The sequence below is a fragment of the uncultured Lactobacillus sp. genome, from assembly GCF_946477725.1.
Classification (GTDB): domain Bacteria; phylum Bacillota; class Bacilli; order Lactobacillales; family Lactobacillaceae; genus Lactobacillus.
Genome location: NZ_CAMKZC010000008.1, coordinates 1 through 18,534 on the forward strand (window position 1 = coordinate 1; position 18,534 = coordinate 18,534).

Consider the following 18,534-nt stretch of genomic DNA (forward strand, 5'->3'; position numbering starts at 1 on the left):
TCTTAGCAGCTCAAGGCCATGAAATTGGTAAATCTTTGTTTGAACCAGATAAAGTTGACCTTGCTAAAAAATTGTTAAAAGACGCTGATGGCAAGATTGTATTACCTGTTGATAACGTTGCAGCAACAGAGTTTTCAAACGATGCTGCCCGTAAAGTTGTGGGCGATGACATTCCAGAAAACATGATGGGTCTTGATATCGGTCCTAAGACTGTTGCCAAGTTCAAGGATGTTTTAAAAGATGCCAAGACTGTTGTTTGGAATGGACCAATGGGTGCCTTTGAAATGTCTAACTTTGCTGAAGGTACTCTAGAAGTTGGTAAGGCTCTTGCTGATTTAACTGATGCTACTACTATTATCGGTGGTGGTGACTCAACTGCAGCCGCTAAACAACTTGGTATCGCTCCAAAGATCACCCACATTTCAACTGGTGGTGGTGCTTCTTTGCAATATCTTGAAGGTAAGGAATTACCAGGAATTGCCTGCATTTCAGACAAGTAAACTTTAAGGAAAGGACATTATTTACATGCGTACACCAATTATTGCTGGTAACTGGAAATTACATATGAATCCTAAGCAAACAACTGAATTTGTTGCTGCTGTAAAGGATAAATTGCCAGAAGCAAGTAAGGTTGAAGCACTAATTTGTGCTCCTGCCGTCGATCTTGAAAGTTTAGCGAACGCAGCTGCTGGCACAAACCTGCGCGTCGGTGCAGAAAATGCTTATTTTGAAGATGAAGGTGCCTTCACTGGTGAAACTTCACCTAAAGTTTTAAAAGAAATGGGCATGAACTATTGTATTATTGGTCACTCCGAACGTCGCGGTTACTTCCACGAAACAGACGAAGACATTAACAAGAAAGCTAAAGCTTTATTTGCTAATGGCGTTACTCCAATTATTTGCTGTGGTGAATCACTTGAAACACGTGAAGCTAACAAGCAAGAAGATTGGGTAGTTAGTCAAATTAAGGCTGCACTTGCTGGTTTGTCAGCTGATCAAGTTTCAAGTTTAGTTATTGCTTATGAACCTATCTGGGCTATTGGTACCGGTAAGACTGCCAGTTCTGACCAAGCTGAAGAAATGTGCAAGACTATTCGTGATACTGTTAAAGATCTGTACAACGAAAAAACTGCTGAGAATGTTAGAATTCAATATGGTGGTTCAGTAAATCCAGGTAATGTTAAGGAATTAATGGCTAAACCTGATATTGATGGTGGTTTAGTCGGTGGTGCTTCACTTAAACCTGATTCATTCTTAGAATTAGTAAATTACCAAGATTAATTTTTAACTGTATATAATAAAAGAGTCTCTGATTTTTCAGAGACTTTTTTTGTTTAATATTTCCACTATCGCTTGCTTTTATCATAGTGCGTGTCCATAATAGGATGAAATAATTCCAATATGGGAGGTAAAGACTATGAAATTACGTAAAACAATTACTTGGTCAGTTGTTGTGGCTGCCTTAGCTGCAGCAAGTGGAATTAGTGTTAATCAGACGAATTTGATTCGGGCGGCAAGTACTTCAAAAAATGCCAAAATTACTACTAATAAAACAAAATATGGTTTTAAGAGAGACTTTAAGTTTCCTAAATCGTGGCGTGGCAAATGGTATAGTAATACTCATGATAAATTAAGCAAAATGACCATTAAAAAGAATGGTTTCAATACGCCTTGGACCGGAGAATATGTCGAATTGGTATCTGCAGGTAAAGTAAAAGGTACTAATAAATACTTGTGGCAAATGCCGCAAAGTTGGTTTACCAAGCATGATAAAATTTTTAAACATTTAGGTAGATTAACCACTAATAAGATTAGCAACAAAAAATGGCTTGTCTTTAGTCCAATAGATGAAAACAATATTGAAATTGGCTTCGCTTTTAGATTAAGGAATGAAAAAGTTGCTGGTAAAACTCAAAAAGTAATATTTGAAGCTAATCCCAAAACCGGTGAAATCGTTGACCAGTTCTTCCGTTCACCAAAATTAGCGCAAAAATATCAACACTATAATTTTAAGGGTGAAACTTATGCCCCTTCATTTAACCAGTATTAAGTAAAGTAAATATCAGATTTTAAAACTAATTCTCAATTAAGGAATTAGTTTTTTTAATAAATTGAATTACTTTATACAACCAACCAGTTTATAATTATTACTATAAATAAAAACACAATATTGTTTTACAGGAGAGAAACATGGCTAAAAAATTTATTACTATATTTGCATTAGCAGGCTTAGCTATACCTATGACAGTGCCACTTGCAAGTGTTCAACCAAAAACCGTGCAGGCTGCGCAAACCCAGAAAAACAAATATGGTTTTGCAAAACAATTTAGATTTCCCAAAACTTGGCGTGGCAAATGGTATAGCAATAACAATTTTACCCCCAATCCAATGAGTATTCATGCGTCTGCGATCAATATGCCTCTAACTAATGATTATTTTAAAGTAATAAAAGTCGGAATGGTCAAAGGCACAAAGAAATATCCTTGGGAAATGCCTTCAGCTTGGCAAGAGGAAAATCAGAGCATTTTAGCAAAATATTTACGAGTATCTAGTAAAAAAATGCATGGGAGTAAGTGGATCATACTAAGTCCGGTACAGGAAAAGACAACTAAAAACGGAAATGCTTTCACAGTTAAGACTGAAAAAATAGCTGGTAAAAAACATAAAGTTTTATTTCAAAGTAATCCAGAAGATGGTTTAGTAACTAACCAATTTTTTAAAACAAAATCTTTAACTGATAAATATAGTGCTTATGAATTTAAAAATGTGAAATATAGTAAAGTTAATCCACGTTAATTATTGAAACTGTAGTCTCAACTAATTGTGATTACAGTTTTTAGTTTTAAAAAGGAGAAAAAGTGAAACTACTATTAACAGGAGATAGCATTATTGCCCGTAAAGAAGGTTTAAAATCACCTCGTATTAATAATGCAATAAAAGCAAAAATACCTGATATTGAGATTGCCAATACTGCAGTTTCCGGAGTAAATTCGGGAGCTTTTTATGCATTATTGCCAGATTTGGTCCTAAAAGTTGAACGCTGCGATAAGTTGGTATTGCTTTTGGGAACAAACGATATAGCAAAACACAAGCGGGTACCTATCGCTCAATTCAAGAGAAACATGGCTCTCATTATATCTAGCATAATTTGTTTATATTATCCTCAAAATGTAATTTTAATTTCCCCTCCTGCTGTTGATCAAAATAGGCAAAATAAGCGGACCAACCGTGAAATTGCTGTTTATACTGCTGAGCTGATTAAGTTAGCAGAAACCTACAATTTAAATTTTATTAATCTATTCCAAGCTATGATTGATCATGGCAATTTGACAACACTCTGTAAAGGGCAATTGGATGACGGCTTACATTTTGGAAAAGAAGGATATAACCTATTAGCAAATTTAATAGTTAAAAAACTGCAAGAATAGGAATCAAGCTCAGTATTAGAAAAATCCTTGCTATGGAGCTAACTCTAAGGTATACACTTTATTTCAAAATGATAAAGGAGTACCAAAATGATAGAAACAACACTAAATAATGGTATATCAATGCCTACTCTAGGTATAGGCGTTTTTCAAATAACTGACCTGACTATGGCTGAAAATGTAGTTGAGGATGCAATCCGAATAGGATATCGTCTAATTGACACAGCTTCATCATATGGTAATGAAGAGGCTGTAGGAAAGGCCATTAAAAACAGTGGAGTTGATAGAACCGATTTGTTTATCACCACTAAATTGTGGGTATCTGATACAGGTTATGAGGCAACCAAACGGGCAATTACCAATTCTCTAAGAAAATTACAGCTTGATTATTTAGATCTGTATCTAATACACCAACCTTATGGTGATGTTTATGGTTCCTGGCGTGCAATGGAAGAAGCATATAAGGCCGGAATTATCAGAGCAATTGGAGTTTCTAATTTTTCACCAGACCGTGTTCTCGATTTAAGTTTGTATAATGATATCCGTCCTGTTGTTGACCAAATTGAAATTAATCCTTGGATGCAAGAAGCAAAAGAAGTTTCTTTCCTCCAAAAAAATAAAATTCAACCCGAAGCTTGGGCACCTTTCGCGGAAGGAAAGCATCATATGTTTACTAATTCACTAATTAGGCAAATAGCTGCAGATCATCATAAAACAACTGGTCAAGTTATCTTACGCTGGTTAGTTCAAAGAGGAATAGTAGTCATTCCAAAATCAATTCATCACGATCGCTTGGTAGAAAACAGTAAAATTTTTGACTTTGAATTAAATCAAGTAGAAATGGCACAAATAAAAAATCTGGATAAAAATGAAAGTCAGTTTTTTGATCATCGTGATCCAGCATCTGTGAAAAATATTCATGATTTAATTAGAAACGTAGATTAAAGGAAAACGAATTTTGACAATAAACGAAATCAGTAAAAAATTTAGCTTATCTAAAGATACCTTACGTTACTGGGAAAAAGAAAAGCTGATACCTACTGTTAAAAGAGACAAAAATGGCTATCGCGTGTATGACACAAAAGAACAAAACTGGGTTTTTTACATTATGGTTTTACGTAAAGCAGGTATGTCTATCAAAAAATTAAAAAAGTTTGTCAATTTATATATGAAATACTCTTCAACTGCAGAAATACGGAAGCATTTGCTAATTGTGCAGCGAAGCCAGCTGAATAAGGAAATTATAAATATTAAAAAAACAGTTAATTATATTGATTATAAAATTGATCATTTTGATGATCAATTGTTAAGTTTTGAAAAAGAAAAACTGGCATATGAAAAACGCATTTAAGCCTTGCCACGATAAACGCTCTTAAAACTAATTAGTAATTTTAGGAGTGTTTTTGTTATTGGTTAGAAGTTAAATTTGGAACAATTACAATTATATCTTGTTTAGCATAATTTAATTTGTTAATATTACTAATAAATTAAAAAATAATTAAATCTTTTGCTGAAATTATTTTACTGCCATGTGAACTAATAAAGGAGGGCCAAAATGTATCATTATCTCAAAAAACATGCATTTGCAGTTATAACATCTTGTCTATTACTTTTAGTAAATTCTGTATTGCAAGTTTTGGCTGCTACCAAAATGGCCGTACTGGCAAATTATTTAATTGCCGGCAAAATTAGGCCTTTTGTTAGCATGTTGGTAGTGATCTTTTTACTTTGGTTTCTCACGTTTCTTATTTCTTTTCTAGAAAGTTATATTCAAGAAACAGTTATACAAGATATTCTTAGCAATATTCGCAATGACATTGTTACTAGTCTAATTAAACTTTCTCAAAATGAATTTAAACAAAATCCAGTGGATTATTATGAGTCTTACCTGCAAAATGATGTCAATTTAATTCAAAAAGAAGGTCTGAATACCTTTTTTCTAATAGTACGTTTTAGTGGTAATGCAATTTTTGCGTTAATAGCTTTATACCTTTATAGCAATATTCTATTTCTTGCAGCTATTTTATTAGTTTTAGTGATTATATTAGTCCCGCGTTTCTGCAAAAGATTTCTGACAGCAGGGGTTACTAAAATTTCTCAGGCTAACGAAAATTTTTTAAAATTTACTAGTAGCGGTTTACACGGCTATGATACTCTATATGCTTTTAACGCTTTGGGTGAAATCAAGAAGTTAGTCGCGACGGGATCACAAAGTTTAAAGCAGGCAAATGTACATAACACTGTCAGACGTTCCGCTGTGGATATTATTACAGGTGTAATCAATATTGGTAGTCAACTTCTTATTCTAGGTATTACAGGACTTCTTCATTTTCAAGGAAAAATTAGTGCAGGTGCTATTTTGTCCACTGCTGAATTAGCTACTAAGGTTTTTGACTCTGCCGGAATTATTAATCGTTACTTTGCACAATTGCTTTCTACTTCCAGTATTTTTGCTAAATTTAATGAGCTGAAAGGACAAGAGGAAAGTGAAAATGGCAATTTTGTTAAAACTAATTTTTCAATGGAGTTTCAGTCACTGGAATTTAAAAATGTCACCTTTTCATATCCTAATGCAAAAGAAAAAATTCTGCATAATTTTTCTTATGTCTTTAAAAAAGGTGATTTTTATAAATTAAATGGGATTTCTGGCCGGGGTAAATCCACGTTACTTAAATTGGCAACGGGTCAACTTACTCCTACTAAAGGCGAAATTTTACTAAATGGGATCAATATTACTGTTATACCCCGTAACGTAATAAACTCAATAATTATCTATCTGCCCCAGACAGTGACAGTGTTTCCTCGCAGTATTAATTATAATATCTTGCTGGGACGAAACTATAATAAAGCAAGTCTAGATAGGGTAAAACAAGATTTTGAAGTTAATGAAAATTGGCATTATAATTCCTTATCTGGCGGTCAAACTCAACGTATTGCGTTAGCTAGACTAATCGATACTAAGGGTAAATTAATTTTACTGGATGAGAGCTTTTCCAGTATTGACCTGAAAACAGCACAAGATTTATTGCAAAAATTATTAAATAGGGTGAAAAGCGTAATTGTTGTTTCACATCGAAGTGCAGAAGTTGCTAACTTTTCCTTCAAAAATTTGGTATTAAAATAATATTTTGTAAACTAGCCTAAAAAAAGCGTTACTAGCAGTTTAGCTAAGCTATCATGCAAGTAGCGCCTTTTTAATTAAAATTAACATTATATTTACGACCAACGGGTGGAAAAGTTGGCAGTCGTAACGGGGTGGTATGCCATTGAGTAAAAAGTGTGGCACACAATAAGATAAAGGGTACATCTTCAGGACGATCAATATCACAAATTAAAACGACACCCTCACTGCGAACAACAGTCCTAACTGTGGCAACTTTTTTGACACCAAAAAGAAATTTATAGCTTCCTTTTTTAATGCTGCCAGTAACTATGTAGTTTAAGCGAGTAACATAGAAAAGGTTAGCTATCTTATTGTTTAACCTTTTAACTTTAACCAAAGAGTGATTAACCACATCAATGGTGTAAGAAGAGATGATGCCATTACCATCAGTGTACAGCCTTCCTATTTCTTTGCCAGTAAACTTTTTTAAGTACAGTGTATGATTGGGATTATCTAAATTACCTTGAATAATATATTCAATTTTGTCTTTTTCATTTGCGACAGGTATTTGACCATATTCCTGCTTTTGAGTTAATTCCAATAAGTAGCGCATTTAAGCACCTCTATTCTTTTGCGTTATTTTTAATAAATTTCCTTAAAATATAAGCAACTCCATTATCATTGTTTGATTTAGTTCTGACTTGCGCCAATTTCTTAATAGCGGGTACTGCATTTGCCATTGCTACTCCAACACCTGCATCCCTAATCATACTGGCATCATTGAGATTATCCCCGATTGCGGCTACTTCCTCTGTTTTGATACCTTTTTTTCTGGCATAATCTAAAAGAGCAGGGCCTTTCTGTGCTTTAATATCGTTAATCTCAATGTTAGCTGCAGAGCTTGATGTTACAACAACACCGTCTACATCCTTGATTTCTTTTTTAACTTTGGTAAAAGCAGCAGGTCCATGTGGATCAAAAGCAATTATTTTCATAATTTCGGTTTTGGGGTTAGTTAATAACTTATCAAAGTCTTTTTCCAAAGTCATACTAAACATGGCGTTACTACCAGCCGCAGTTGCAACTGCTTTTTTAAAAGTTACTCCTGGGTTCAGAGTCATTAGTGCACGAGCCAAGTTGACTACACGTTTACTGATATCACTTGAATATATTTGCTCGGCGGTAACTAATTCAAAATAAATATTGTTTTGTTCAAGAATATTTGCGATTACACGTGCTTTCTCATTAGGCAATTTATGCTTAATCTGCAAATTATCATTTTCATCATATACTAAGGCACCATTGATATTAATAAAACCCGTTTTTAAGCCATAATCTCTAATAGTTTTCCGTGATTGCCGTGGTGCACGCCCTGTAGCTACTAAAAATTCAATTCCATTTCTTTGTGCTGCCCGAATTGCAGACACGTTTTCGTCTGAAATTCTCATATCGCTGTTAAAAAGGGTTCCGTCTAAATCACAAGCTACTAATTTAATCACAGATAATTAACTCCTCCTAGTTACAGATCATTTCTTTATCTACCATATTACCATATATGAAGAAATTCTTACTTTTATAATTTTAGATAATAAAAAGAGCTAAAATGTATTAAATTTCACCACATCGATAATTAATTTCATGATACCATAAAAGTTAGTGAAAGAGAGGCCTGTTGAAGTAATGAAAAAGTTTATTGGTAACGACTGGGATGAAATATTAGCTCCCGTTTTCGCAAGCAAAGAATATCAGCAATTACGTGAATTTTTAAAAACAGAATATGCTACAAAGAAAATTTATCCTGATATGTATCATATTTTTACTGCTTTCAAACTTACCTCGTTTGCAAATACGAAAGTTGTGATTTTAGGACAAGATCCATATCATAATCCTGGTCAGGCAACTGGAATGAGTTTTTCGGTTAATCCGGGAGTGAAATTGCCTCCTTCTCTTCAAAATATTTATAAAGAATTATACGACGATGTTGGTTGTCGTCCAGTTAATCACGGCTACTTAAAAAAATGGGCAGATCAGGGAGTATTATTGTTAAATGCTGTTTTGACAGTTCCTTACGGTCATGCTAACGGTCATCAGGGAAAGGGCTGGGAAGCCGTGACCGACGCCGCTATCAAAGCTTTGAGTGATCGTGGTAAAGTAGTCTTTATTTTATGGGGGCGCTTTGCTCAAAACAAAATCGTTTTAATTGACCAAGACAAAAATTTTGTGATTAAATCAGCTCATCCAAGTCCATATTCAGCTGATAGGGGATTCTTTGGTTCAAGACCGTTTTCGCGTTGCAATGAAGCGCTGAAAAATTTCGAAGAAACCCCAATTGATTGGCAATTACCGGCAAAAATTACACAAGCAGATTTAGCATAGGTAGGAGATAAATGAGCGTTTTTGATCTATTAAAAAATAAGGTGCAAAATTCGAAAAAAGTATATCAAATAGTTTTTCCAGAAGGAAACGACTTACGTATTTTAAATGCAGCCAGTCAGTTATCCCTGGCAAATATTATTAAACCTATTTTATTAGGTAATGCCGGAGTAATAACTAATACAATCCGCAAAAACAATTTAGCTTTTAACGAATTAGCAATAGTTGATCCGATTCACTATAAAAGCAAAAAAGCGATGGTCCAGAGTTTTATAAAGGCACGTAGAAAAAATGTCCCGCAGGCTGATATTGCTGAAATATTAAATGAGCCCAATTATTTTGGTACTATGTTGGTGGAAATGGGTCTTGCTGCTGGCATGGTATCTGGAGCGACTCATTCAACCGCTGAAACAGTTAGACCTGCTCTACAGTTGATTCATACCGCTGAAGGGATGAAACGCGTTTCTGGCAGTTTCATTATGGAACGCCAAGATGAGAAATATATTTTTGCAGACTGTGCTATCAATTTAGAGCCAGATAGTGAAACATTAGCTGAAATTGCCTATCAATCCGTTCAAACTGCCAAAATGATTGATATTAATCCTAAAGTTGCATTTTTGAGTTTTTCAACTAAAGGCTCAGCTAAAGGCGATATGGTTACTAAAGTTAAGGAAGCAGCTGAAATTTTTCATAAAGAGCACCCTGAAATTTCAGCAGATGGTGAACTGCAATTTGATGCCGCTTTTGTGCCAGCTGTGGCGGCTAAAAAGGCTCCTGCTTCCGCAATAAAGGGCCAAGCAAATATCTTCATATTTCCTGAACTGCAATCTGGCAATATTTCTTATAAAATTGCTCAGCGTTTGGGGAATTTTGCAGCTATTGGTCCTATTTTGCAGGGATTACAAAAACCTGTTAACGACTTGTCACGCGGTGCCAGTACACAGGATGTCTATAATATTGCGATTTTAACTGCTGCACAGGCGTTATTAAGGGATGAGAACAATGAAGCTTAGTATTGATTCTGCTCAGAAAATGCAGGAACTTGGTGCAGCTATTGCTCAGACTGCCCAGGCACATGACTTATTACTGTTAAATGGCGATCTCGGTGCTGGTAAAACGACTTTAACTCAGGGAATTGGCAGGGCACTGGGAATTAAACGACCAGTAAAAAGTCCCACGTTTACTATTGTGAGAGAATATCCTGAAGCCAAACTGCCATTATTTCATATGGATTTTTATCGCTTAGAAAATGATGATTTATCTTCCATCGATTTGACTAACTATTTGTCTGAACCGGGAATAGTGGTAATTGAATGGCCAGACGTAATTCAAAAAGAACTTCCTGAGCAATTTTTACAACTGACCATTAAAAGAGTAGATGATAGCTGGTCTTCAACTAAACGAGTAGTTGAATTTGAGGCAAAGGGTGAAAGATATAAACAATGGGTCAAAAATATTTTGCGGCTTCTAACTTAAAAAGTAGGGTTTTTAAACCCTGCTTTTTTTGCTTATATTTGGTAGACCAAACCTTTAAGAGCTTCGTCTCCATATTTTTCATTTTGTGCTATCAAAATTCCTGCGCAGGCTTCACTATCACTGAGAGCATTATGATGATGCCATAATTCCACGTTAAGAGCTTTAGAAACTGTATCCAGTTTGTGATTAGGCAGCTGGGGTTCAAATAATTTGCTGGTCTGCAAGGTATCGATGACGAAATAATGCGGTTCAGGAATATCATAGCGAGCTAAGCTTTGTCGCATTACATTAGTATCAAAACGGGCATTATGAGCTGTAACCAACATCCCAGGCTGATAAAGTGCCTTAATTTTAGGCCAGACTTCAGCCATAGTCGGGGCATCCTTAACGTCTTCTGCAGTGATATCGTGGATTTGAATATTGCGTGCATCAAAAGGCATTTGCGGATTAATGACCGTATAAAAGCGATCTACAATTTGGTTGTTGCGAACCATTACCAAGGCCAAAGAGCAGGCACTTTCAGGATGTCTGTTGGCTGTTTCGAAATCCATCGCAATAAAATTCATGTTATCTCCTTTAAATTTTAATTTTAGTATAACATATGATGAAGCTCTTAACTGAATGAGGTAAAATAGAAAAAGATTAGATAAAAGGGGATTTTGGTTTTGAAGTTATCAGATTTAACCGAAAAAGGTTTAGAAATAAAAAAACAGGTTCCACTTAGTAAATACACATTTACGAAAACAGGAGGTCCAGCTGAATTACTTGCTTTTCCTCACAGTGAAAGTGAATTAAGAGATTTAGTCCTTGCTGCTTATGATAACCAGATTCCCTTAACTGTAATAGGCAATGCTTCTAACCTAATTATACGTGATGGTGGTATTTCAGGTCTGGTTTTAATATTAACCGCGATGAACCAAATTAAGGTTGAAGGTAATCAAGTTGTTGCTCAATCAGGAGCGACTATTGTGGATACGGCTTTTACAGCTGCACATCATGGCCTAAGTGGGTTAGAATTCGCAGCTGGGATACCAGGAAGTGTTGGTGGTGCAGTTTTCATGAACGCTGGTGCTTATGGAGGTGAAACTAGTAACGTTATTCAAAGTGTCAAGGTGATGACGCGGAAGGGAAAAATAAAGCAATATTCTTTGTCTGAAATGAATTTTTCTTATAGACATTCATTAGTCCAGGATAATGGTGATATCGTTATAGAGGCTGTTTTTGCATTAAAAAGATCTGCCAAAAGTCGTATTTTAGCAGAAATGAATTATCTTAATGCTTTGCGTAAGTATAAACAGCCGCTTGAATACCCCTCATGTGGCAGTGTTTTTAAACGACCGGCCGGTCACTATGTTGGTCCAATGATTATTAAGGCAGGATTACAAGGTAAGCAAATTGGTGGCGCTCAAGATTCCACCAAGCACGCCGGATTTATTGTAAATAAGGGTAATGCTACTGCGACTGATTACCTCAATTTAATTCATCTGATACAGGCAAAAATTAAGTCTCAATTTGGTTTGGATTTACAAACTGAAGTTAGAATAATTGGCGAACCTGATGAATAAACTGCTACAATTATTATGTTCACACATTAGAGAAAGGAGTATTTATGCAAACTAGCGGAGCACATATTTTTACTTGGGGCAACTTATCTACGATTCTTGATGTCCTGATTATCTGGTTTGTAGTTTATCACTTAGTTATTTTAATCAGGGGAACTAAGGCTGTTCAACTAGCGAAGGGAATTGTGCTGATTTTTATCGTGCGTATTATTGCAGGGATACTGCAACTACATACCACGACTTGGCTGATTGACCAAATTGTTTCTTGGTCTGTAGTTGGAATTATTGTGATTTTTCAACCAGAAATTAGACGTGGTCTTGAACATTTAGGACGCCTGCCAATTTTTGGCGGTCGCGAGGACAGTGCTCGAAGCGAATCAATTAAGTTTATTAATGAAATTGACAAAGCTATTCAATATATGTCAAAAAGAAGAATTGGGGCACTCATTACTATCCAGCAAGAAACTGGCCTGGAAGATTATATTGAAACTGGGATCAAGCTTAACGCCGATGTTACAGGAGAATTATTAATTAACATTTTTATTCCTAATACTCCATTACACGATGGTGCCGTGATTATTAACAAGGATCACAAAATTGCAGTGGCAGCAGCTTATTTACCATTATCTGATAATAGTATGATTCCTAAAAGGTTGGGAACTCGTCACCGAGCTGCTGTTGGTATTTCCGAAGTAACAGATGCAATTACCGTCGTTGTGTCGGAGGAAACAGGTGGGGTAACAATTACCCGTAACGGTCGCTTTATGGTCGATATGACTCGGGATGAATATCTAAAATATCTTACTGCTGAATTGGTACCAAAGAAAAATGATAATGATAAATGGTATCAAAAAATTATCCGTAAAATATGGAAATGGGGTGCTGACCGATGAAAGAGTTTTGGAAAAAATCTTGGTTTATCAGGCTGGTTTCCCTTTTAATTGCAGTTTTATTAGTTATTTATGTCAATTCTACCCAAGAAGGATTTTTATCTCAGGGACAAACTGAAAAGACAAAGCAAACTGCTAATAAGACTGAAACTATCAAAGTACCTTTGCAGGTTTCAGTTGATACGGATAAGTATTACGTTGTAGGCTATCCCGAAAGAGTTAGTGTTACTTTGGAAGGGTCTACGGCACTTGTTACTTCTACGATCAATACCCAAAATTTTAGAGCTTACATTGACTTGACGAAAAAAAGCATTGGTAAGCATAATGTCAAAATTCATATTAATGGCATTAATAAGCAAATTTCTTATTCAGTCAAGCCGCGAAATATTACTGTTGACATTCAGCGACGTAAGTCAACTACAATGCCTGTACAAATAGAGTATAATAAGGGTGCTGTAGCCCCTGGTTATCAGAGAGGTCATTCCAGTGTTTATCCACAACAGGTGGAGGTAACTGGGGCTCGCTCAGAAGTTGATCAAATCGATCAGATTGTTGCCAGGGTGGTTTTACCTAATGGTATTGATCACACTTATGAGCGCCAGGTAAACCTGATTGCAGTAGATAATAAGGGCAGACAGTTGAATGTAATAATTGATCCTGCAACTGCTAAAGTAACAATACCTATTACAACGGCAAAAAAGGTAGTAAAAGTTCAGCTTGAGCCTGAACATGAAAAAACAAATAAAATTTATTCACTGACTGCTAAAACCAAATATGTAACTTTATATGGCAATGAAGATGCTCTGGCTAAAGTTAAGCACTTGAAAGTTCCGGTTGATTTAGGTTCTGTTAATGTTTCTGCTACCAAAACTATTACTTTCAATTTACCTGACGGTGTAGTTAAATCGAATCCAAGGCAAATCAATGTTGATATAAAGGTAGAAAATACAAAAGACACACAAAATGTTGATAAATAAATAAGAAAGGTTGTTTAGTAATGTTAAAATATTTTGGCACTGATGGTGTACGTGGGGTAGCTAATCAAGATTTATCTCCTGAATTGGCATTTAAACTAGGGCGAGACGGTGGTTACGTCTTAACTAAAAACAAGTCTAAAGAAGAACAGGCCAAAGTTTTGGTTTCTCGTGATACCAGGATTTCTGGCCAGATGTTAGAATATGCTTTGATAGCTGGACTTCTTTCTGTTGGAATTGAGGTCTTGGAGGTAGGTGTAATTACTACACCGGGATTATCGTACCTAGTTCGTGCTCAAGGCGCTGATGCAGGTGTTCAAATTTCTGCTTCCCATAATCCTGTGGAAGACAATGGTATTAAGTTCTTTGGCAGCGATGGTTTGAAATTGTCTGACGAAATGGAAGGCGAAATTGAAAAATTGATTGATGCCCCTGAAGATAGTTTACCTCGACCTTCTGCCAAAGGATTGGGTTCTGTTACCGATTTTCATGAAGGTAGTGCCAAATATTTACAGTTTATTGAAAATACTATTCCCGAAGACCTTAGTGGCATTAAGGTTGTGATTGATGGTGCTAATGGTGCGGCCAGCAGCCTAATTTCACGGTTATTTGCTGATTGTGGTGTTGACTTCACTACTATTGCTATTCATCCCGATGGCCTTAACATTAATGATCACGTTGGAGCCACTCATACTGAAAAACTGCAGGAAGAAGTAGTGAAACAGGGTGCACAACTTGGTCTTGCATTTGACGGTGATGCTGATCGTTGTATCGCTGTCGATGAAAATGGTCATGAAGTTGATGGCGACCACATTATGTATATACTTGGCAGCTATATGGAAGATGGTGGTCGTTTGAAAAAAGATACAATCGTTACCACTGTAATGAGTAATCTGGGATTCACTAAAGCTTTGCAAAGGCGTGGCATTAAAAATGTCCGGACTCAGGTAGGCGACCGCTATGTTTCAGAAGAAATGCGTGCGCATGGCTATAATTTAGGTGGAGAACAATCGGGTCACGTGATTATGAGTGATTATCATAATACCGGTGACGGAATGCTAACAGGTTTACATTTGATGTTAGTGATGAAAAGAACTGGCAAAACTCTAACTGAGTTACTAACTGATTTTAAAGAATATCCACAGTGTCTGGTAAATGTTCCGGTAAAAGATAAGAACTCCTGGAAAGAACATCAACCTATTTTAGATGTAATAAAAGAGGTTGAAAACGATATGGGTGACGATGGTAGAGTATTAGTGCGACCTTCCGGAACACAGTCACTTTTGCGTGTAATGGCTGAAGGACCAACCCAAGAGGAAACTGATGCCTATGTGAAGAGAATAACTGATGTAGTTGAAAAGGAAATGGGCGTGTAAGTAAAATAAACCCATTGCATTTTTGAGCTAAAAAGCAGGTAAATAATAATAAGACCCCAAAATTGACTTCAATTTTGGGGTCTTATTATACAAACTTTACTCAAAAATATTTGTATTATTCTTTTACATCTTTTTCTGTGTTGGCTGACGTGACATCAGCTGCTGTATTCACTGGCTTTAAATGTTTACCAAAAATATATTTAGCAGTAGAAACCTTTACAAAATTACAGTTTAACACTGATGAAGGTGAATCTAAAACTTCATAAAACAGCTCTGCTTTTTTATCTTCTGGAACCCATATATATCTTAAACTTGTAACCGAAACCGTATCACCAGGTCTAAATCTTGATTCGTCTCCCAATTCTCCTTTTGTATTATAAAGATATGCGTCATTCACAAATTTTACAGTCATAATATTGGTATACGGTATTAGCCTTTGACGAGGCGGTGTTTTAAGGTCGTCTCTTAAAACAAACAAGTTTTTATTGTTTTTTATGCGGTATACTTCTAGAACTACACCATTATCAAGCATATCAATTTTATTCGTACCCGCTAACTCTTCTCTATTACTAAAACGATCAACTACCAGTTTCGTTCCTTTTTTAACATATTTATCGGTAAATTCACCTTTATTATTAACAAGTCTGGCTTTTGTAAAATCTTTATCAGAAGAAAACGGCCAGGAAGCTATTGTAACAGTAACATAATTAGTAACTAGTCTATTTCCATTGATACTGTCAACATTCACAGCTTTAATATACCCACCATGACCGATATTGTAGTATTGCTTCCCCTTAATTGTCTTATATGGTAGATAATACCAGTTCATATCTTCGTCACTAAACGAATAACGCTTAGTATTTGGATCAGATAAGGCTTTAATTTTGCCAACGTATCTTACTAAAGCACCCTTTTTTAGCAGCCCATTCGTTTTAAGATAAGAATATTTTTTCTTACCCTTTTTGTTATAAACACGAGTCTTATGATTTAAGGTTAGCTTGCCTTGCTCAGAATTTACATTTGACGTAGTAGTTTGAGCTTGAGCAATATTAGTCGTAGTAGCTGCTATTGATGCTATTGTCAATATTCCAGCTACTAAGCTAATAAACAATTTTTTGTTAATTTTCATTGTAATTACCCCTTTATCCTTAAATTCTAATAGCTAGCTATTAAATTGTCTATTAAGAATGGGCAACTTCACGTAAAACAAAAAAGATAGCAAGAAGCCCGCTTTTTTTGAATAATACTTAAATATCACTTTTGCATTTTACACAACAGCTTAAGCATATGCTTATTTAAATGTATAACTGTTTAACTGGCCTCCATTTAAGATTTTCATCAATTATTTTGGGCAAACTTTTGTGTTAGTAATAGTAATTTTACATTATTGTATAGACCAATTTTTAAAATATTGCTTGACCAATTTATTAAAAAAGGCTAATATTCCATACGTAAGTTGAATTAACTAATTAATCCAAATTAATTATTTTTACTAGACCAAAGGAGAAGAATATGTGTGGAATTGTTGGCATAGTTGGAAAGTCTGCTAGAGAAATTGTTTTAAATGGGTTGTCTAAGCTTGAATATCGCGGATATGATTCTGCAGGAATTTACCTCAATGATTTGGCAGGAAAAGAATATTTAACTAAAACTGCTGGTCGTATTGAGGACTTGAAGAACAAAATGACTCCAGAAGAGCAGGGTATGATTGGGATTGGTCATACTCGTTGGGCAACACATGGTAAGCCCACTGAAACTAATGCTCATCCCCAATTTGATGAAACTGAACGCTTTTATCTGGTTCATAATGGCGTAATTGAAAATTACCAAGAAATAAAAAAGCAATACTTAAATGATGTTACCTTTAAGTCTGACACTGATACCGAGGTAATAGTTCAATTAGTTAGTAAATTTGCTCGTGAAAAAAATGAAGATGCCTTTACGGCTCTAAAGCAGGCTCTACAAGTGATTAAGGGATCATATGCTCTTTTATTAGTTGACAATCAAAATCCAGATCATATTTTTATTGCTAAAAATAAATCTCCTTTGATGCTGGGACTGGGTAATGGCTTTAATGTTATCGCATCTGATGCCTTATCAGTATTGGATCAAACCAAAACTTTCGTTGATCTACAAGATGGTGAAGTCGGAGACATTACGCAAAATGGGTATCGGCTTGAAACTGTTGCTGGTCAAAAGGTTGATCATCAGCACTATGAGTTAAATATTGATGAAAATGCTGCTTCTAAGGGTACTTATGAATTTTACATGCCTAAAGAAATTTGTGAACAGCCGAGTGTTTTACGGCACTTAGATCAACATTATCTTGATCAAAATGGTGACCCTAAAGTAGATGCTAAAATTATTAATGCTCTATCTCAGACAGATAGACTGTATATCTTTGCTGCTGGTACCAGTTATCATGCGGGCTTAATTGGTAAACAACTTTTTGAAAAGCTGACTAAGATTCCAACTGAAGTAGGATTTGCATCTGAAGCAGGTTACCATTTTCCAATGATGTCAAAACACCCATTCTTTATTTTCTTATCGCAATCAGGTGAAACGGCTGATTCACGCGTTGTCTTGCAACAAGCGATTAAACGTGGTATTCCTAGTCTAACTTTGACGAATGTTCCCAATTCTACTTTGGCGCGCGAAGCTAATTATGCCATGTCACTTGAAGCTGGGCCCGAAATTGCTGTAGCTTCAACTAAAGCTTATACTGCCCAAGTTGCCGTTCAAGCTATAGTTGCCAAGGCATTAGGAGAAAAATTAGGTGTTAAAGATGCTGCAGCTTTTGACTTGAAAAAGAATTTCGCTTTAGCTGCAGAAGGAATAGAACAAGTGATTTCCAGTCAAGCCAAAATAGAGCAACTAGCACAAAAAGATTTAATACCTAGTCGCAATGCATTTTATATTGGCAGGGGTATTGATTATCCGGTCGCTTTGGAAGCTGCCCTTAAGCTTAAAGAAGTATCTTATATTCAAACAGAAGGTTTTGCGGCAGCAGAATTAAAGCATGGCACAATTTCATTGATTGAAAAAGGCACGCCTGTAGTCGCTTTAATTAATGACCCTGTCACGGCGGATTTGATGCGGGGAAACATTCAGGAGGTAATTGCACGTGGAGCAACTGTTATTACTATTGCGCGTAAATCATTAGCTAAACCTAGTGATGATATTGTTTTACCTGAAGTTAATTATTATCTTTCGCCACTTGTTAGTGTAGTAGCAGCACAATTATTTGCATATTTTGCAGCTAAAGATAAAGGACTAGATGTTGATAAGCCGCGTAATTTGGCGAAAAGCGTTACTGTAGAATAAACTTTTTGAGTTTCTGTTTTGTTTTAAAAGA

At 35.6% G+C, this 18,534-nt stretch carries 20 protein-coding genes; 16 read left to right on the plus strand and 4 right to left on the minus strand.

Annotation, left to right across the window (positions count from 1 at the left end):
* The 8 genes from pgk to Q0R51_RS04855 all read left to right on the plus strand — a co-directional run.
* On the plus strand, positions 1–500 hold a 500-nt coding region (pgk, locus tag Q0R51_RS04820), incomplete at its 5' end, for a phosphoglycerate kinase (protein WP_294757113.1).
* 25 nt (positions 501–525) lie between these two features.
* Complete coding sequence (gene tpiA / locus Q0R51_RS04825; protein WP_294757114.1) at positions 526–1,281, plus strand: triose-phosphate isomerase; 756 nt, start codon at positions 526–528, stop codon at positions 1,279–1,281.
* 136 nt (positions 1,282–1,417) lie between these two features.
* Positions 1,418–2,050 (plus strand): hypothetical protein, encoded by a 633-nt coding sequence (locus Q0R51_RS04830; protein ID WP_294757116.1) that lies wholly within the window; start codon positions 1,418–1,420, stop codon positions 2,048–2,050.
* A gap of 140 nt (positions 2,051–2,190) precedes the next feature.
* Positions 2,191–2,796 (plus strand): hypothetical protein, encoded by a 606-nt coding sequence (locus Q0R51_RS04835; RefSeq protein WP_294757117.1) that lies wholly within the window; start codon positions 2,191–2,193, stop codon positions 2,794–2,796.
* A 62-nt stretch (positions 2,797–2,858) separates the two neighbouring features.
* Entirely contained in the window at positions 2,859–3,428 is a 570-nt protein-coding gene (locus tag Q0R51_RS04840; protein WP_294757118.1) for a GDSL-type esterase/lipase family protein, read from the plus strand.
* An 87-nt stretch (positions 3,429–3,515) separates the two neighbouring features.
* Complete coding sequence (locus tag Q0R51_RS04845) at positions 3,516–4,370, plus strand: aldo/keto reductase (RefSeq protein ID WP_294757119.1); 855 nt, start codon at positions 3,516–3,518, stop codon at positions 4,368–4,370.
* Positions 4,371–4,383: 13 nt separating this feature from the next.
* On the plus strand, positions 4,384–4,776 hold the full coding sequence (locus tag Q0R51_RS04850) for a MerR family transcriptional regulator (RefSeq protein WP_294757120.1): 393 nt from the start codon (positions 4,384–4,386) through the stop codon (positions 4,774–4,776).
* A 204-nt stretch (positions 4,777–4,980) separates the two neighbouring features.
* Entirely contained in the window at positions 4,981–6,549 is a 1,569-nt protein-coding gene (locus Q0R51_RS04855; protein WP_294757121.1) for an ABC transporter ATP-binding protein, read from the plus strand.
* Positions 6,550–6,619: 70 nt separating this feature from the next.
* Here Q0R51_RS04855 and Q0R51_RS04860 read toward each other — a convergent pair whose 3' ends face one another.
* Both Q0R51_RS04860 and Q0R51_RS04865 read right to left on the minus strand, forming a co-directional pair.
* Positions 6,620–7,141: a hypothetical protein gene (locus Q0R51_RS04860; protein WP_294603086.1), complete on the minus strand. Its 522-nt coding sequence runs from the start codon at positions 7,139–7,141 to the stop codon at positions 6,620–6,622.
* Positions 7,142–7,151: 10 nt separating this feature from the next.
* Positions 7,152–8,027 (minus strand): Cof-type HAD-IIB family hydrolase, encoded by an 876-nt coding sequence (locus tag Q0R51_RS04865; RefSeq protein WP_294757123.1) that lies wholly within the window; start codon positions 8,025–8,027, stop codon positions 7,152–7,154.
* Between the two features lie 181 nt (positions 8,028–8,208).
* Between Q0R51_RS04865 and Q0R51_RS04870 the strand changes: the two genes are divergently transcribed.
* From Q0R51_RS04870 to tsaE, 3 genes are read left to right on the plus strand one after another with little or no spacing between them, the layout of a single operon-like run.
* On the plus strand, positions 8,209–8,904 hold the full coding sequence (locus tag Q0R51_RS04870; protein ID WP_294757124.1) for a uracil-DNA glycosylase: 696 nt from the start codon (positions 8,209–8,211) through the stop codon (positions 8,902–8,904).
* A gap of 11 nt (positions 8,905–8,915) precedes the next feature.
* Positions 8,916–9,914 carry a phosphate acetyltransferase gene (gene pta / locus Q0R51_RS04875; protein WP_294757125.1) on the plus strand — a complete coding sequence of 333 codons (999 nt, stop codon included), beginning with the start codon at positions 8,916–8,918 and terminating at the stop codon, positions 9,912–9,914.
* Positions 9,904–10,377: a tRNA (adenosine(37)-N6)-threonylcarbamoyltransferase complex ATPase subunit type 1 TsaE gene (gene tsaE, locus Q0R51_RS04880; protein ID WP_122025887.1), complete on the plus strand. Its 474-nt coding sequence runs from the start codon at positions 9,904–9,906 to the stop codon at positions 10,375–10,377. The genes pta and tsaE overlap by 11 nt, the downstream gene beginning before the upstream one ends.
* 32 nt (positions 10,378–10,409) lie before the next feature.
* On the opposite strand, the gene Q0R51_RS04885 is transcribed toward tsaE, so the two are convergent.
* Positions 10,410–10,943, minus strand: a complete 534-nt coding sequence (locus Q0R51_RS04885) for a 3'-5' exonuclease (protein WP_110445887.1) — start codon at positions 10,941–10,943, stop codon at positions 10,410–10,412.
* Between the two features lie 99 nt (positions 10,944–11,042).
* Here Q0R51_RS04885 and murB point away from each other — a divergent pair, with 99 nt between their 5' ends.
* The 4 genes from murB to glmM are packed head-to-tail and all read left to right on the plus strand — an operon-like array spanning position 11,043 to position 15,179.
* Entirely contained in the window at positions 11,043–11,942 is a 900-nt protein-coding gene (gene murB, locus Q0R51_RS04890) for a UDP-N-acetylmuramate dehydrogenase (RefSeq protein ID WP_294757127.1), read from the plus strand.
* Positions 11,943–11,986: 44 nt separating this feature from the next.
* Positions 11,987–12,832: a diadenylate cyclase CdaA gene (gene cdaA, locus Q0R51_RS04895; RefSeq protein ID WP_046324641.1), complete on the plus strand. Its 846-nt coding sequence runs from the start codon at positions 11,987–11,989 to the stop codon at positions 12,830–12,832.
* Positions 12,829–13,806 (plus strand): YbbR-like domain-containing protein, encoded by a 978-nt coding sequence (locus Q0R51_RS04900; RefSeq protein WP_122025884.1) that lies wholly within the window; start codon positions 12,829–12,831, stop codon positions 13,804–13,806. Before cdaA ends, Q0R51_RS04900 begins: the two co-directional genes overlap by 4 nt.
* Before the next feature lie 20 nt (positions 13,807–13,826).
* Positions 13,827–15,179 carry a phosphoglucosamine mutase gene (gene glmM / locus Q0R51_RS04905; protein ID WP_294757128.1) on the plus strand — a complete coding sequence of 451 codons (1,353 nt, stop codon included), beginning with the start codon at positions 13,827–13,829 and terminating at the stop codon, positions 15,177–15,179.
* Between the two features lie 115 nt (positions 15,180–15,294).
* On the opposite strand, the gene Q0R51_RS04910 is transcribed toward glmM, so the two are convergent.
* Entirely contained in the window at positions 15,295–16,308 is a 1,014-nt protein-coding gene (locus Q0R51_RS04910; RefSeq protein WP_294757129.1) for an SLAP domain-containing protein, read from the minus strand.
* 383 nt (positions 16,309–16,691) lie between these two features.
* On the opposite strand from Q0R51_RS04910, the gene glmS reads away from it, so the two are divergent.
* Positions 16,692–18,503 carry a glutamine--fructose-6-phosphate transaminase (isomerizing) gene (glmS, locus tag Q0R51_RS04915; RefSeq protein WP_294757131.1) on the plus strand — a complete coding sequence of 604 codons (1,812 nt, stop codon included), beginning with the start codon at positions 16,692–16,694 and terminating at the stop codon, positions 18,501–18,503.
* Positions 18,504–18,534 lie beyond the last annotated feature (31 nt).

Bases quoted from the DNA above. Each gene is read 5' to 3' on its own strand.
- tpiA (WP_294757114.1), top strand. From the start codon at position 526: ATGCGTACACCAATTATTGCTGGTAACTGGAAATTACATATGAATCCT.
- Q0R51_RS04830 (WP_294757116.1), top strand. From the start codon at position 1,418: ATGAAATTACGTAAAACAATTACTTGGTCAGTTGTTGTGGCTGCCTTA.
- Q0R51_RS04835 (WP_294757117.1), top strand. From the start codon at position 2,191: ATGGCTAAAAAATTTATTACTATATTTGCATTAGCAGGCTTAGCTATA.
- Q0R51_RS04845 (WP_294757119.1), top strand. From the start codon at position 3,516: ATGATAGAAACAACACTAAATAATGGTATATCAATGCCTACTCTAGGT.
- Q0R51_RS04855 (WP_294757121.1), top strand. From the start codon at position 4,981: ATGTATCATTATCTCAAAAAACATGCATTTGCAGTTATAACATCTTGT.
- Q0R51_RS04860 (WP_294603086.1), bottom strand. From the start codon at position 7,141: ATGCGCTACTTATTGGAATTAACTCAAAAGCAGGAATATGGTCAAATA.
- Q0R51_RS04870 (WP_294757124.1), top strand. From the start codon at position 8,209: ATGAAAAAGTTTATTGGTAACGACTGGGATGAAATATTAGCTCCCGTT.
- pta (WP_294757125.1), top strand. From the start codon at position 8,916: ATGAGCGTTTTTGATCTATTAAAAAATAAGGTGCAAAATTCGAAAAAA.
- tsaE (WP_122025887.1), top strand. From the start codon at position 9,904: ATGAAGCTTAGTATTGATTCTGCTCAGAAAATGCAGGAACTTGGTGCA.
- Q0R51_RS04885 (WP_110445887.1), bottom strand. From the start codon at position 10,943: ATGAATTTTATTGCGATGGATTTCGAAACAGCCAACAGACATCCTGAA.
- cdaA (WP_046324641.1), top strand. From the start codon at position 11,987: ATGCAAACTAGCGGAGCACATATTTTTACTTGGGGCAACTTATCTACG.
- Q0R51_RS04900 (WP_122025884.1), top strand. From the start codon at position 12,829: ATGAAAGAGTTTTGGAAAAAATCTTGGTTTATCAGGCTGGTTTCCCTT.
- glmM (WP_294757128.1), top strand. From the start codon at position 13,827: ATGTTAAAATATTTTGGCACTGATGGTGTACGTGGGGTAGCTAATCAA.
- Q0R51_RS04910 (WP_294757129.1), bottom strand. From the start codon at position 16,308: ATGAAAATTAACAAAAAATTGTTTATTAGCTTAGTAGCTGGAATATTG.
- glmS (WP_294757131.1), top strand. From the start codon at position 16,692: ATGTGTGGAATTGTTGGCATAGTTGGAAAGTCTGCTAGAGAAATTGTT.